This window comes from Aquimarina sp. MMG015 (genome assembly GCF_018100855.1).
In the GTDB taxonomy this organism is placed as follows: domain Bacteria; phylum Bacteroidota; class Bacteroidia; order Flavobacteriales; family Flavobacteriaceae; genus Aquimarina; species Aquimarina latercula.
The window spans coordinates 219,470-234,647 of record NZ_JAGJEB010000005.1; the positions used below are offsets into that span (position 1 = coordinate 219,470).

Annotated in this window: 8 protein-coding genes; 1 reads left to right on the top strand and 7 read right to left on the bottom strand. The window is 33.8% G+C overall.

Features of this window, described 5'->3' with window-relative positions; translation table 11 throughout:
* Window positions 1-2 precede the first annotated feature (2 nt).
* The 3 genes from J8L88_RS11440 to J8L88_RS11450 form a co-directional block, all read right to left on the bottom strand.
* The gene (locus J8L88_RS11440; RefSeq protein WP_027392562.1) at window positions 3-1,280 is read right to left on the bottom strand and encodes a replication-associated recombination protein A; all 1,278 of its coding nucleotides are present in this window, start codon (window positions 1,278-1,280) and stop codon (window positions 3-5) included.
* A gap of 25 nt (window positions 1,281-1,305) precedes the next feature.
* Complete coding sequence (locus J8L88_RS11445; protein WP_211060792.1) at window positions 1,306-2,958, bottom strand: aryl-sulfate sulfotransferase; 1,653 nt, start codon at window positions 2,956-2,958, stop codon at window positions 1,306-1,308.
* A gap of 181 nt (window positions 2,959-3,139) precedes the next feature.
* Window positions 3,140-7,177, bottom strand: a complete 4,038-nt coding sequence (locus J8L88_RS11450) for an FG-GAP-like repeat-containing protein (protein ID WP_211060793.1) — start codon at window positions 7,175-7,177, stop codon at window positions 3,140-3,142.
* A gap of 353 nt (window positions 7,178-7,530) precedes the next feature.
* Between J8L88_RS11450 and J8L88_RS11455 the strand changes: the two genes are divergently transcribed.
* Window positions 7,531-8,256, top strand: a complete 726-nt coding sequence (locus J8L88_RS11455) for a rhomboid family intramembrane serine protease (protein WP_211060794.1) — start codon at window positions 7,531-7,533, stop codon at window positions 8,254-8,256.
* Window positions 8,257-8,289: 33 nt separating this feature from the next.
* On the opposite strand, the gene rlmB is transcribed toward J8L88_RS11455, so the two are convergent.
* The 4 genes from rlmB to J8L88_RS11475 form a co-directional block, all read right to left on the bottom strand.
* On the bottom strand, window positions 8,290-9,024 hold the full coding sequence (rlmB, locus tag J8L88_RS11460; RefSeq protein ID WP_108802980.1) for a 23S rRNA (guanosine(2251)-2'-O)-methyltransferase RlmB: 735 nt from the start codon (window positions 9,022-9,024) through the stop codon (window positions 8,290-8,292).
* A 112-nt stretch (window positions 9,025-9,136) separates the two neighbouring features.
* Window positions 9,137-10,018 carry a hypothetical protein gene (locus J8L88_RS11465; RefSeq protein WP_211060795.1) on the bottom strand — a complete coding sequence of 294 codons (882 nt, stop codon included), beginning with the start codon at window positions 10,016-10,018 and terminating at the stop codon, window positions 9,137-9,139.
* A 24-nt stretch (window positions 10,019-10,042) separates the two neighbouring features.
* A complete protein-coding gene (locus J8L88_RS11470) occupies window positions 10,043-11,674 on the bottom strand; it encodes a SusD/RagB family nutrient-binding outer membrane lipoprotein (RefSeq protein WP_211060796.1) in 1,632 nt (543 codons plus the stop codon).
* A 26-nt stretch (window positions 11,675-11,700) separates the two neighbouring features.
* Window positions 11,701-14,913: a SusC/RagA family TonB-linked outer membrane protein gene (locus J8L88_RS11475; RefSeq protein WP_211060797.1), complete on the bottom strand. Its 3,213-nt coding sequence runs from the start codon at window positions 14,911-14,913 to the stop codon at window positions 11,701-11,703.
* Between the last annotated feature and the right edge of the window lie 265 nt (window positions 14,914-15,178).

The window sequence follows — 15,178 nt, forward strand, 5'->3', positions numbered from 1 at the left end:
TATTAGTAGTTATATTTTTCTCCCCATCGGGATTTAAGAAAAGATCTAAATGCATTTTCTCGCTGGTTATCTCCAGGTTCATAGAGCTTAGTGTTTTCTATTGACTCAGGAAGAAACTCTTGGTTAATAAAGTTGTTTTCGTGATTGTGCGCGTATTTATAATCTTCTCCATACCCTAATTCTTTCATTAATTTGGTTGGCGCATTTCTTATGTGTAATGGTACGGATAAGTCACCAGTTTGTTTTACTAACTGTTGCGCTTTGTTAATAGCCATATAGGAAGCGTTACTTTTTGCAGAAGTAGCAAGGTACACTGCGCATTGACTTAAAATAATTCTTGCTTCGGGATATCCAACTGTAGTTACTGCCTGAAACGTATTGTTAGCCATTATTAAGGCTGTTGGGTTAGCATTGCCAATATCTTCAGATGCTAATATTATCATTCTACGGGCAAGAAATTTAAGGTCTTCTCCTCCTTCTATCATTCTTGCTAACCAATAAACCGCTGCATTGGGGTCGCTACCACGAACAGATTTAATAAAAGCAGAGATGATGTCATAATGTTGTTCTCCTGTTTTGTCATATCTGACAGTATTTTGCTGTACAAGTTTTAAAACAAGATCATTAGTTATTATAATTTTGTCTTGATCTTGACTAGAGACTATAAGCTCAAAAATATTTAATAGTTTTCTTGCATCTCCACCACTTAATCTTAATAAGGCATCTGTTTCGTTTAGTTTTATGTCTTTGGATGAAAGGTGTTCGTCTTGTTGCATTGCCCGCTCTAGCAATGCTTCTAATTCTTCTTTTCCAAAGGCGTTAAGAACATACACTTGGCAACGAGATAACAATGCTGGAATTACTTCGAAACTAGGATTCTCTGTAGTTGCACCAATTAACGTGATCCAACCTTTTTCTACAGCTCCTAGTAGAGAATCCTGCTGAGATTTGCTAAAACGATGAATCTCATCTATAAATAGTATAGGGTTTTTAGAAGTAAATAATCCACCACTTTGTTTAGCTTTGTCAATAACTTCTCTTACTTCTTTTACTCCGCTATTAATTGCACTTAGTGTATAAAACGGTCTATCCGATTCGTTGGCTATAATATTAGCTAAAGTGGTTTTTCCCACACCAGGAGGACCCCAAAGAATCAGAGAAGGTATAATTCCTCTTTTTATTTGTTTAGTCAAAGAACCATTGTCTCCAATTAAATGTTCTTGACTCAAATATTCCTCCAGAGATTTAGGACGTATTCTTTCAGCTAATGGTTTGTTCATACCTAATAGTATGTCTTTTATTTGATCATTTTTTAACAATCTTTTTGATAAAGCTACTGTCTCCAACATTGATTTTTAACATGTATAAGCCAGAGTTCAATGAAGAAGTATTGAGAATATTACTGTTAAGCTGAATATCTATTTTTTGTCCAGTTAAAGTAAACAACTCAACATTATATATATCATTTTTTTTGTTGATTATGTTTATAACGTCATTTATTGGATTCGGGTAAACATCAAAATTAATACTAAGATCAAATTCATCTGTCGATAAGGTGGTAAAAAGAGAGCAATTTTCAGGAATTGGATTTTGCTCAAGATAGCCAGAAGGGGTTAGATCTTTTCCTGTAAACCCAACATAGTCAAAAGTATATCTTTTTCCTCTAAAAATCCAAGAAGCTGCAGCACCGGTATTGGTGTCACCTTGTGATAAAATAATGTCGTTTCTATATGGAGATATATATTCCCATACGATTTCTTTTTGAGGATTTATTTCAAACATTTTGGATTTAGTACCTTCTGTTACTAAAATATTGCCATTATCTAACCGATAAGCCGAAGATATTAAAGGCGAAAAGAATTCTTCTGGATTACTCTCGTTGGTATAGGACCATTCTGGCTCAGAAGGCATAAATGATGTATTACTGGTATATGAGTAATTTCCGTTTTGGTCAACGGGTGGATTAAGAATGTCTACAGATGAAAAATCTCTACCTGAACCATTGTTAAAAAGCATAAATTTTCCAGCATCTGTAAGACCGTTCGGAACCCAATGTACAGTATGTTGTCCAAATAATTTTTTATCATCAGCAGTTCCTTGATCGTATATTTGTGGGTTACCCCATCTATATAAAATATCTCCTCCCATACCACTATTTCCTCCTAAGCTAGTAGCTGCTTCAGCCGTAGTAGTAGAGTGATCAATAACATAAAATTCACTAAGCCTTGGTGAGCTAAAAAGAATTTGGTCAAGTTCACTGTTGTAATCTATGGAGCTAATATGTAACCAATCTGCATCAGAATTAGAGCTTCCAGTAAAATTGATATCGATTAACTCTGGATGGTCAGCAAGAACACCAAAGTTGTTTTTAGCAAAATCAAAATCCTGAATAAGATGATCCCATAACCTCCACTCCCAAACAATTTGCGCACCATCTGTTCCAATTGGTTGGATTTCAATTATTCTTTCATCATAAAGCTCTCCTTCATCTAATGTAGAAGGGTTTCTACCACTTGCAATCGCTTCTTCTAATGTTTTCCTATAAGCAACTACCATTAAAATGTTACCATTAGGTAAGGGTAAGTAGTCGTGGTGAAAACTAAAATCAGTATCCGAGTAGGTTAAACCCCATAACAAATTGTTGTCCCAGTCCTTTTTTTCGATTCTACCTGTATTTCCTCTTATATTCAATGTAGATTGATTATCAACATGAGCACTATATAAATCTCCGTCTTCTGTTATATAATCAACTCCCCAAGCTTTGAAATTACTACTCCACTCATTAACAATTTCGCCACAATTATTAATTAAAAAAGTTTTACTTGGGATTATAGAAGAATTAGGAGAAAATAATGTATAACCATTTAATGATTTTTCTGTGTTCGCAATGGTGCCTATAGTGTTTTGTGAGTACGAGTATGAAGAAACTAGCAATAAACAAAAAAGAAAATTTCTCATGTTGCAATAGGGTTTTTTTATAAAGTGTAAAATGTGTGTTTTTTGTCGTAAATATATGTCATAAATTACACATAAATTTAGGTTTAATTAATATTTATAGAATTATCGAAATATAAATGGTAAGTCAATAGGAAAAAATGCTTTTTCCGCAATAATTTGAATTTAGAATAAAGAATGATTTTTATTTATTGATAATGATCTTTTTGGTTGTGTTATTAATTCTTAGTAAATAAATTCCAGAAGTTATTGTCTGCGGAATTATTAACCTGGTCGTTTTAGAAAAAGGAGCATATTGCTTATCCGTTAAATAAACCTTTTTGCCAGTAATATCAAATAGTTCAAAACTATCTTCAATTGCGGTATTTGAAACAAAGATATTTCCATTTACACTGGGATTCGGAAAGATAATATTATCTGTCAATGTAGGGGTCGGATTTAAATCTTTACCACTGAAATATGGGACAGCAAAGTCATACGTTTCCTTTCCTATTTTTTCTCCAATAAATCTACCAGGTAAATCATCTGCAGGAGGATGAATACCACCCCAAATTCTAGATAGTGAGCACTGATCAGAAGCATCTCTGTAAGTTGCCCATTGTAACTTAATATCTACAGAAGGTCCTTGCTCAAAAACCAAGAACTCATCTTTCTTTGCAATGAATTCGCCATATCCCCCAGGAAAAAATTCATTTCCTGTAAGTAAGGTTAGCGTTTCTGCAGCTGCTCTAGAATACGTTGAATGACCTGAAACATACCCTGCGAATGGTGGTGTAACAAAAGAAGGACGTTGATAAGGCCAAAAATTTTCTGCTAGTATCCAACCAACACCTGCTTGATCTTCTTCCGGATTACTTATATAATCAGGTCCTTTCCAGGTATATAATTTTATTTTATCCACGTGCTGATCATTTATTCCTGAAAGAGGATCTTCGGGAGTTACTAGTTCAATGTAGCCGGGCACTAATGGAATACCTTCCTCTAAATTATAATTTGGTAATGAACTGTCCGAGCTTTGTCCTTTACTAGCCATGTAACGAACTGCTGATATAGGTCTTATATAATCATACCATCCTTTAATGCTCCAAGCAGAAATTGCAGCATCATGCATGGTTCCTCCTAATATAAAATAAGCTTTTACATCCCACTCCAGCGAATTTAATACATTTCCTTCTCCTCCTATTTTTTTTATCAATAAAGGGTTGTCATTTATATAATTTAAAATAGTAAACCAATGTCCTGGAGGAGTTTCTGAGTCAGGGCCATCTGCCCAAAATTCAGCTAATACTCTAGCATAATCTCCTCTGGGAACTATTTGTGATTCATATGGGGCATTGGTATACGGGTTTAAGTTATAACCTTTACTCTGATCTCCTCCTTCAATATAATTATAGAAAGTATCAAAATCGTTAAATGAAGTTGGAAATGAATTTATTGATTGATTTCCTAAAGAGTTTGGAGAAATATCCAACATCACACCATCTTTTTGATCTAAGTGAGCACCCCAAACGGATACCATAGAGAATCCCCATTTATAGTTTTCACTAGATTCGGTATTCAAGTAGGGTGGAGCTGATGGATCGTGATAAACGGTGTATTGATTTCCTGATCGCTCATATTGAGTTCTATTTTGATCGTTTAAGGCAAAAGGTAATACATTACCCCATTCTGGACTTAAAAAGGTTGGTGTGGTTCCTTCGATTAAATTACCACTTTGATCAATAAATGTATCTAGGCTAAGCGGTTGCCAACGATTTGGATCTTCTAAAACAGGATTTCCTGATATTATTGGGGCTAGAGGTGTATTTATGGGCAAATAAAATTGATTTCCATACTCATTAATTTCATTTGAATTATCTGTATTGCCATAGCTTAAAACGATTTCTCCAATATAATTTCCAAGTGCAGCAGCATCTCCATCTTGATAATTGGTGGATGTAATATTAATATCATAACCTAATTGATTCATTAAAAGATCAAATTTTTCTTTTGTACTTATAGCACTAGGAGAATTTCTAAACCTAGATGTTAATACACGATACGCAGCATAACTTATTGCTTTGTTTCTGGAATCTTTAATGTCTTCATTTGGAAAAAATTGATCTAAGGAACTTACGAAATTATGAACAGTATTGCCAATTAAGTAAGGCTTTGCATTTTCATCATAGATAGCCCAGGCGTCATACATTGCAACACTAGTGTGAAATAAATTTCTCGCATGAACCGTAGGTCTAGCAAAATCTCCTCTAATAGCCGATAATAAGGTTTCATTCCATAATCTCGCAACCGAAATATCATCAGGAATGTCACTTCCGTTTAAGTTAATTTCTAAAGTGATTTCTCTACTGGAGCATTCATTAGATATTTCTACAGCATTAACTGTTGCTGTTGTTTCTAATCCCCAACGAACAGATATAGAATTCGTTCCTTGTCCATTCAGTAGTTCGCCGCCTTCAATTTCCCAATTAAAAGTAGATTCTGAAGACCCCATAAGAGTATATGTTTGCGTACTTAAAAAACTAGGGTTTGTTTCTCCAGATATATCGCTTGATGTAAGATATTCACAAGAACCGTCAGATGTTGTTGCTAGAGGGTTGTAATTACAAGAACTAGGGTCTGTACAACCTTTTATTTTAATACTAGGACTTATGCTTAGAGTTTGATAACCATTACCCTCGGTTGCTTTTATCGTTGTATTAATGGATAAATTCTCATATCTCTCTTCTAGGCCAGAAGGCCATTTTATAATTAATTCTAGAATTTCTGTAGATTCATTTAATCCAAAATGAATTGGTTTAATATTTTGTCCTAAAAACCCAATTCCATTATAATATCTAAGAAATGTATCATTGTTTGTTTTAATGGTTACAATTGTTCCAAATGCATCTCTATTAGATGTTGTGCCTTCTAACGAAACTTTAAACCAATTAAGCGGATTTTCTTCATCAAAATTTAAAATTTTATTTTCATAAAAGAAAGGGGCTGCGTCCGTATTGGTAACTAAAATATCTAGATCACCGTCATTATCATAATCAAAATCTAATCCTTCTGTGGAATAACCTATATCGCGCAAACCTACTTGCCTTGTGAGATCTCTGAACTCTTCTCTTCCTTCACTTAAAGTATTCTCAAAGTATACATTAAATTCTCTTTGATATCCAGGGTAATTATAACCGTTAACAATAAATAAATCTTCATCACCATCTAAGTCAAAATCAGCAAATTTATTACCCCAAGACCATCCAGTTCCTGTAATTCCATAGGAATCCGATGTGTTATTAAATGTATTATCCCCATTGTTAGTTAATAAAACGTTTTTCGATATGGCAGTGATTAAGAAGTCGAAATCTCCATTATTATTTATATCTCCAATACAAATACCCATGTCATCTAAAGAACTTGCTAAACCATATGATTGTGCAGCACCAATAAATGAAGTTCCTCCTTGATTTATTAAAAGAGTATTAGGTTTGATCAAATCGTTTGCAATATATAGATCCATCCATCCATCCTCATTGAAATCAAATGGAAACGCAGTGTAACTTGGAGAAGTGTTTAAATTATCTTCAGGAGCAATCATCGTTTGTGTTATATCTGTAAATGTTCCATCTCCATTATTTTTGAATAATTTATTTCCAGAACATAGCCTCCAGTCGCTTATAAATAAATCTAAAAAACTATCGTTATCAAAATCAAACCAAGCAGCATTTGTATTGCCGCAAGAATCATTCATTTCAAAACCAGCTATTTCAGTTACATCTGTGAAAGTTCCGTCACCATTATTATGAAATAGTTGAATTCTATTTAATTGCGTAAAAAAAATATCTGGATAACCATCGTTGTCATAATCTCCCCAGTATGCTCCAAATTTATCCCCTGTAAGACCATCAAATTCTGGAGTTTCTTGAGTTATAGGGATAAAACCTACTAAGCCAGATTCTATTGTGACATCATCAAAGGTTCCATCATTATTATTTCTAAATAGTCTGCTTTTGCTGTTTTCATTGTTAGGGTCATCTTTTTCAAGGGCAACCACGAAAATATCTAAGTCATTGTCTTGGTCATAATCTGCTACAGAAACACCATTGTTACGTCTTAAATTATCCAATCCAGATATAGTTTCTATTCTTTCAAAAAGTTGGGCTAATCCTGAAACAGGAATCATAATAAAAACTATTATAGAAACTATAAAAAAATCTTTTACGGGGTATTTATAATTCATATTCTTTAATCTTGTTGTGTTTTAAATATAGCGTAGCCTTTCCTTTAAAAAAGATTGTCAGTTTTTTATATTAATTTTAAGAGTATAGGTTGTTGGAAAACTGTTTATGAGATTTTATTTATAATTAAAAAAAAACATAAATGGTTATGCTGCAATATACTAACAAAAAAAGAACAAACCCAATAGACGTTTAGTTTTCATTTATTATGTATGATGTACTTGGATTTTGATATAGCCGTGTTGGTAATTTATAAGGTAATATGTAAACAGTAAGTTTGGTAATCCGAATTGTGAATTTCTGACAATTTAGCATATTTTGATGTTTTGGATACTTTTTTGTCAACTAATGTATTATGAATAAAGAGAATCATTTTAAGTTTGCTACTGGTGTTGTGGGATATCCAATTTTATTTGTTTTAATAATATGGTTTGTATTTTGGTTTGAAGTAAGATTTGGTTTTGATTTTAATAATTTTGGTATTTATCCCAGAGATTTGAAAGGCTTAAGGGGTATTGTTTTTTCTCCATTTATTCATGGAGATTTATCACATTTATGGCATAATACATTACCGTTGCTCATATTATCCATGGGACTTTTCTTTTTTTATTCTAATAATGCTTGGAAAGTACTGTTTCTGGGAGTAATCTTTACAGGTTGTCTGACTTGGTTATTTGGTAGGCAGGCAAACCATATAGGTGTTAGTGGGGTAATTTATATGCTTTTCGGTTTTCTTTTTTTTAAAGGAATATTAGCTAAACATTTTAGGTTAATAGCATTATCGTTTATAGTTGTTTTTATTTATGGTAGTATGATATGGTATATTTTGCCAGTGGATCCAAAGATATCTTGGGAAGGACATTTGTCAGGTTTACTAGTAGGCTCTATATTGGCTTTTTTAATTAAAAGGGGAGTGGCAAAGCCTAAGAAATATTATTGGGAATTACCAGATTATAATCCTGAAGATGATGAGTTTTTAAAGCATTTCGATGAAAATGGAAACTTTATAGAAAGTCTCCCTGAAGAAGAATTAGAAGGAGATATAGAAGTTGTTTATGATTATAAATCTAATGATGAATAGCACATACATGATATGATTTTTTGTGTTGTATGATTATAATCTTTGTCTTATAGATTCATATAAAAAAACACCACAAGCTACAGAAACATTCAATGAACCTATTTCACCATACATAGGTAATTTTGCCATATAATCTGCTATTTTTAAAACAGAATTTGATATTCCTTTTCCTTCACTACCCATTACTATAGCGGTAGGAATTGATAAGTTTATATCGTAAATTTTATCAGAAGCTTTTTCTGTTGCTGCTACTATTTGAATGCCTGATGCCTGTAGAAAAAACATAGCATCTTTAATATGATCTACTTTACAAATTGGAATTTTAAAAATAGCGCCAGCCGAAGTTTTAACTGTATCGGCGCTAACCGGGGCACCACCTTTTTTTTGAATAATAATACCATGTACTCCCGTACATTCTGCAGTCCTTATGATTGCTCCAAAATTTCTAACATCAGATAGTTGGTCTAGAATCAGGAAGAGGGGAGTTTCTCCAGATTCAATAACTTTAAGTGTTAGGTTTTCTAAATCATGAAATTCAATAGGAGCAATATATGCTACAACTCCTTGGTGATTTTTACGAGTTAATCTATTTAATTTTTCAATAGGTACGAGAGAAAAATTGATTCTCTGTTTTTTCAAAAGACCCATTAGATCTTTAGCTAATTCTCCTTGTAGCCCTTTTTGAATAAAAAGTTTATCTATTGTTTTGCCAGAGTTAATAGCTTCTATAATGGCTCTTATACCAAAGATTAAAGATTCATTTTTCATATCTTACAAAGATAGTTATATAAAGAAACATCCCGATGAAATTTCATCGGGATGTTGACACTAATTATTTTATTACTTATTGTGTTATTACAACAAGTAGTATAATATATGTTTAGTTTCTTGTTGCAACAAAAGCAGCTGGAGACCAACCACCAATTCCAACACTTGCTCTAGCTGTGATGTTAAGCGTTCCTGTACAAGAGAATAAGAATCCTGTTGCTCTTGTTTCGATAAAACCTTGTCCGTAAGGGCAACCAAAATTATCACAATGCCAAGCTTCTTGTCTGTCAATAGTAGCTATACCTGTATTAGGGTCTACATTGATAACAACATTATAGTCTTGCTCACCGGTTGCTGGGTTCACGTGCTCAAATGGGTTTACCATAATTAACTGGTTATCTTCTGGACCAGCAATCATTTCGAATTGACCGTCAGAACCTCCAGCTTCGTAACCCCATACATCATTTGTGATAGTATATGTTCCTACAGCATCTGCAGTTACAAAAGGACAAGAAATAAATGTTGTGTATGTTAATGCTTGAGCTAATCCAGGATTACTAATGTCTCCTAAAAATTGTAACTCATCCTCACCATCAAAAACAACACCGTCGTTATCTGTGATTTTTACAAAAAAGTCAAATTGATCACCAGGACCTAAATCCGGGACTGTAATACCTAAAGCCGTAGCTAGGTCAGCAGCTGTAACTGAAAGATCTGAAGGGAAATCAGTGATAGTTCTTAGAGGGAAAAAATCTCCCCCGTTTCTATTTACTCTGATTTCATACGATGCTATGTTATCAAAAGGTGCAACCAATTGAGCTTCAAACGCAGAACCATCAATATTTGTGACATCAATTACAGGAGAATCAATGCTTTCAAAATATACCCAAGGGGCATCAACGGTATCAGTTATTCTATTCTTCTCATCGTCTTCACAAGAGAAAAATACCGTAGTAGTAAGAACTACTAAAAATATTTTAAAGAAATTTTTCATTTTATAAGAATTTTTAATTTTTTATTAGTCAACAAATCCTTCTGGATTTGTGTCCCAGAAAACAGGGATAGCCTGATTAGCTTTTTGCTCTACATTATTGTTTCTGTCAACTAATGAACTTGGGTATAAGAAAGATCTTATGAATACACCTGGATTAGCTAACAAAGATGGCTGTAGGTTTTCTGGTTTTCCAGTTCTTCTATACGTGTTATACGCTTCAATACCATTACCAAATAAAGCGATAAAGTATTCTGTAACAATGATTTCTAATCTTGCATCATCATCAGCAGCAGCGTCATAATTCGCTAGTACTTCGTCAATGTAATCTGTAACATCAGCTGGTGTTGGAGCAACCGAAGCATCAGTAAGATCAGCTCTAAAGTTCATTACTTTATCAAATGACTTAGCCATACCATCAGCAAGATATGTTCTAGCATCACCTGTAGTCCCTAATTCTAAAGCAGACTCAGCTAACATGAAATCAACATAAGAACTTAGCATAATTGGAGATATACCAGCTCCTTGTGCACCAACAGTTCTATCGTTTGTTCCATCAAAGCTACTATCGTCAAATCTAGCTCCAATAGGATACACTCCCCAGTCACATCTATCATTTTCATCTGGTGGAATACCATCATTATCGTGATGATCTCTACCATTGTAACCAGAAGCAGCAACACAGAAAACTTCTCCAGCAGGATAATGTGCAGGAGCACTTTCTACGATACAAGGCAATGCATTTGGATCTGTAGAAGCATTTCCTCTATTTCTATAGAAGTAATATCTGATTCTTGGATCAGCAATGGATTTATCATTTAATAATAAGTCCATATAAGAGTTAGATTGATAGTCAGCAACACCGTTATCAAAATTTCTTGCAAAAACGGGATGTCTACTATCAGGGTTAGCATCAACAGCAGAATATTTAAATTCGAAATCTTGATCAGAAGAAACTATATAATCACCGCTAGCAATAATGCTGTTAATTCCAGCTGTAGAGGCTGCAGCATTTACTAAACGTGTTTGTAAGTATAACTTCAGCTTTAACGTATTGGCAAAACGAATCCATAGAGATTTGTCCCCATTATAGTAAAGATCAACTGCAGGCTCAAAACTTGGCGTTAAGTTAAGATTTGCAATTGCCTCATCAAGTAAAGTAAACATTTGATCATAAATTACTTGACCACTTTCTAAATTTGGATTTTCATTTTCTAATCCTAAAACTGCTTCACTGTAAGGAATATCACCTAAGTAATCTACTAAAGTTGAGATTGCATAAGCTTCAATTATTTGTCCCATACCTATGTGCGTATAAAGACCACTTTCTTCAGCTAACGGTTGCATAGCTCTCATATCAGCCAAAATACCTGCGTATGCAGTAGTGTATGGTCCGTCTAACTGTCCTGGTCCATAACCATTATCATATGTAGGGCCAAATTGGTGAAGTATTCGTGTTACTTCCATTCCTTCTTCTGTAATCCCTTCAAAGAAAGTGGATCCACTTATTTGAATAGCATTAAGAAAAAAGTCAATATCTGCCTGATCTGGTCTAAGTACGTTTGGACTTTCCAGAATCTCTAGTTCGGTTGTTTCACAAGAATTAAATCCCAAAGCTACAGCCAGAAGGAATAAAATTTTGTATATATTATTTTTCATATTTATCATTTTTGTATTAAATAAAATTAGAACGTAGCTCTAAAACTAAGACCATATCTTCTAGAACTAGGACCAGTTATAAAGTCAATACCTTGTCCATTTCCTACTCCTGTACTTAGAGTGTTAGTGTCAAAATTCACGTCATCTGGAAAGTTAAACGCTTTATACCATAAGTTAGATCCAAGTAAGGTTACAGATAAAGATCCGAAAGGAGTATTACTTAAGAATTCCTTCTTGAAATCATAACTTAAACTAACTTCATTTAATCTTAACGTAGTTCCATCATATATTTGAGATTCGTTTGGTCCAAATCCAAAGTTACTGAAGAAAACATTAGTCGCCGTAATTGGAATATTGTTTGGAGTTCCGTCTTGTAATACACCTGGTAATATGTAAGCTCCTCTACGATCAATAGGGTTGTCAGAATCTACAACTCCTCTACCTACTAGAGTAGAAGCTGTTTGAGAAAAGATATCTCCACCATGTCTATATTGAAAGTCAAAAGAAAATTTGAACCCTTTGTAAGAGAAAGTATTCTTTATTGTACCAGTCCAATCTGGATTAGGATCTCCAATGATTTCAATATCAGTAGTAGCTAAGTATAAACCATCACTTCCTACGATAGGATTACCGTCAGCGTCTCTTTGCAAAGCTGTACCTTGAAGGATACCAAACGCTTCTCCTGCAATAGCATAGTTAGCTGGTCTACCTCCAATTGATGCAGTAAGTGCAATTTGATCAGTAGGTATTTCAGTTACTACGTTTTCGTCAGCATAGAAATTACCATTGATTAACCATTTAAAGTTTTCACTTTTCCAAGGAGTAATATCAAAATCAACCTCGATTCCTTCATTTTCCGACTGACCAAGGTTCACTGTCTTAGATGTAAATCCAGAAGCTGGATCTAAAGCCTGGTTAGTGATCAAGTCTTCAGTAGTTCTTTTAAATAAACTAACGTTTAATCCTACTCTGTTATTGATAAAACGTGTTTCAATACCAACTTCGAATTCTTGAAATCTTTCTGGTTTTAGGTCAGCATTTCCTAATACATTAGAAACTGAGTTACTAGAAATTACATTTCCTTGACTATCAACAAAAGCTCTAGAATTAAGTCCTAAAGTGTTTCTAGTACTAAATGCACCTGGTGCACCAGCAGATTCTCCATATGCAACTCTCGCTTTTAGATAGTTAAACATATCTCCCTGTAATCCAGGAATAGCATCTGTTGCAATTAAAGAAATACTTGCTCCAGGATAGAAAATAGAATTGTTATTTTGTTCTAGTGTAGAGAACCAGTCATTTCTGATTACACCATTAAAGAATAGGTAACTTTTATAATCAAGGCTCACATCAGCGTAAACACCAATAGTATTATCTTCAAATTCAAATCCAAGTTGACCTAAATCAATATCATTAGTTGATTGATTTACGAAGTTATAGTGTTCTAGAACTCCAAAAGCTAACTGTTGTGTACTCAATGTACCTTCTTGTTGATATGTGTTTCTTCTTGTGTTAAGACCAGCGATAAATGTTAAACCTAAGTTTTCATTTAATTGCTCGTAACCATTAAGAATTAAACTGTTATCAAAAACAGTGTTTCTAACCTGAATAGTTCTGTAAAACCCTGTTACATCACCATCAACACCACCTTTATTTTGACCGTTGGTGTTAAATTCAGTAAATGTATTTAAACCTGCTCTGTATGTTAAAGAGTAGTTATCGTTAAAACCATAAGTAAGACTAGCAGATCCAAAAATATTGTCTGTTTCCTGTGTTACTTTAGCATTTGCAATTGTCCATAATGGATTCTGGATATCATTACCAGATCTGTAATATACACTTCTTCCATCTTGTGATTGGAAAGGTAGTCCAAATAAATCAACACTTCTAGGTGTATATAAAATATCTCCAAAAACAGAACTACCATTACCAATAGTACCACTACCAGCAGAAGCTGCAATTGGTGGTGTTTTTAAACGAGAGTTTGTGTAATTTGCAGTACCTTGAAAGGTGATTTTATTACTTAGTTTTGCTTTTCCACCAAAACCAACATTATTTCTCGTAAGTTGGTTTCCAGGAGTAAAACTGTCTTGGTCAAAATAACTGTAGTTTGCACTAAAAGAAGCATTTTCGTTACCTCCACTTAATCCAATAGAAGTATTTGAGATAAAACCAGTCTTGAAAAATTGATCAACACTATCGTAAGGTCTGTATGCATATTCAGATGCAGCGATATCTTCAAACCCAGTTACTAAAGTTTGATCAGCAAGCTGTGATAATGGATTTGCAACAAAGCTATTTCCAGGTGCACCGCTTCTGTATAAAGAGTTAGAACTTATATCTCTATTAAAACTTGGTCCCCAGTTACTAAAGAAGAAACCAAAGTTTTGATGGAATCCACCACCGTATTCATCCTGGTAATCTGGTAACACAGCCTCTTCAGCAAATAATGATTGCGAAAAAGTAACTTCAAATTTCTTGTTAGATGCTTTAGCGGATCCAGTTTTTGTAGTAATAAGGATTACTCCATTTCTACCTTCTTGTCCATAAAGTACAGAAGCACTAAGACCTTTAAGAACGTTTACACTTTCAATGTTGTTCGGATCTATATCCAAAAATCTACTTGATTCAGTTACGTTATTAAAGAATGCATTCTGTTGGTTGGTGTTATTAGCAAATGGCACACCATCAACAATGAATAATGGCTGATTACTTCCGGAAATCGTAGATAGACCACGAATAATAATATTTGTACCAGAACCAGCTGTACCATTAGTTGAAGTAATGTTTAAACCAGCTGCTTCACCAGATAGAATTCTACCAAGGTCAGCACTCGATTGTTCTTGAATATCATCTGAAGCTACAGTAGATATAGCATACCCTAATGATTTTCTTTCTCTTTTGATACCCTGAGCCGTTACTACAACTTCTTCTAAAGTCGCAGCATCCTCAGTCAGCTGAACACTGATAGCATCGCTGTCTCCAACAACAACTTCTTTTGTTGTAAATCCAAGATAACTAAATGAAAGTACAGCTCCTCTGTTTACTTGAATGGTATAGTTACCATCAAAATCAGATTGCGTACCCTTACTAGTACCCTTTACAACGATATTTACCCCTGGCAGAGGTAACCCACTATTGTCGGTTACATTACCTGAGATCGTTTTTTCTTGTGCAAACGTTAGTTGCACTACAAACGCCAGCAATAGCGTTAGAATTCCTCTAAACTTTGTTCTCATTTTATAATTTATTTGAATTAGCCAATGCCAAAAATCATAATAATATCTTAATTAAACAACTTTTATTTAGTTAAAAATTAAATTATTGTTCACGTCTGGTTAATATAATGTGAAATCCTACTATAACGTTGTAGTGAGTGGTTTTTGCATTTTTGTGAAGAGTTTTACGTGATATTTTAGGGTGAGAATTTTGATTTCAAAAATGGAGTGCTTGTTTTTTTCTTAGAGGCTGTAAGGCTTTTGTTTTGAGAGTATTATCTATTGC

What these genes read in the sequence shown, in the direction of transcription:
- rlmB (WP_108802980.1), bottom strand. Translation starts at nt 9,024, where the DNA reads ATGAAAAATGAATCTTTAATCTTTGGTATAAGAGCCATTATAGAAGCT.
- J8L88_RS11445 (WP_211060792.1), bottom strand. Translation starts at nt 2,958, where the DNA reads ATGAGAAATTTTCTTTTTTGTTTATTGCTAGTTTCTTCATACTCGTAC.
- J8L88_RS11440 (WP_027392562.1), bottom strand. Translation starts at nt 1,280, where the DNA reads ATGAACAAACCATTAGCTGAAAGAATACGTCCTAAATCTCTGGAGGAA.
- J8L88_RS11450 (WP_211060793.1), bottom strand. Translation starts at nt 7,177, where the DNA reads ATGAATTATAAATACCCCGTAAAAGATTTTTTTATAGTTTCTATAATA.
- J8L88_RS11455 (WP_211060794.1), top strand. Translation starts at nt 7,531, where the DNA reads ATGAATAAAGAGAATCATTTTAAGTTTGCTACTGGTGTTGTGGGATAT.
- J8L88_RS11465 (WP_211060795.1), bottom strand. Translation starts at nt 10,018, where the DNA reads ATGAAAAATTTCTTTAAAATATTTTTAGTAGTTCTTACTACTACGGTA.
- J8L88_RS11475 (WP_211060797.1), bottom strand. Translation starts at nt 14,913, where the DNA reads ATGAGAACAAAGTTTAGAGGAATTCTAACGCTATTGCTGGCGTTTGTA.
- J8L88_RS11470 (WP_211060796.1), bottom strand. Translation starts at nt 11,674, where the DNA reads ATGAAAAATAATATATACAAAATTTTATTCCTTCTGGCTGTAGCTTTG.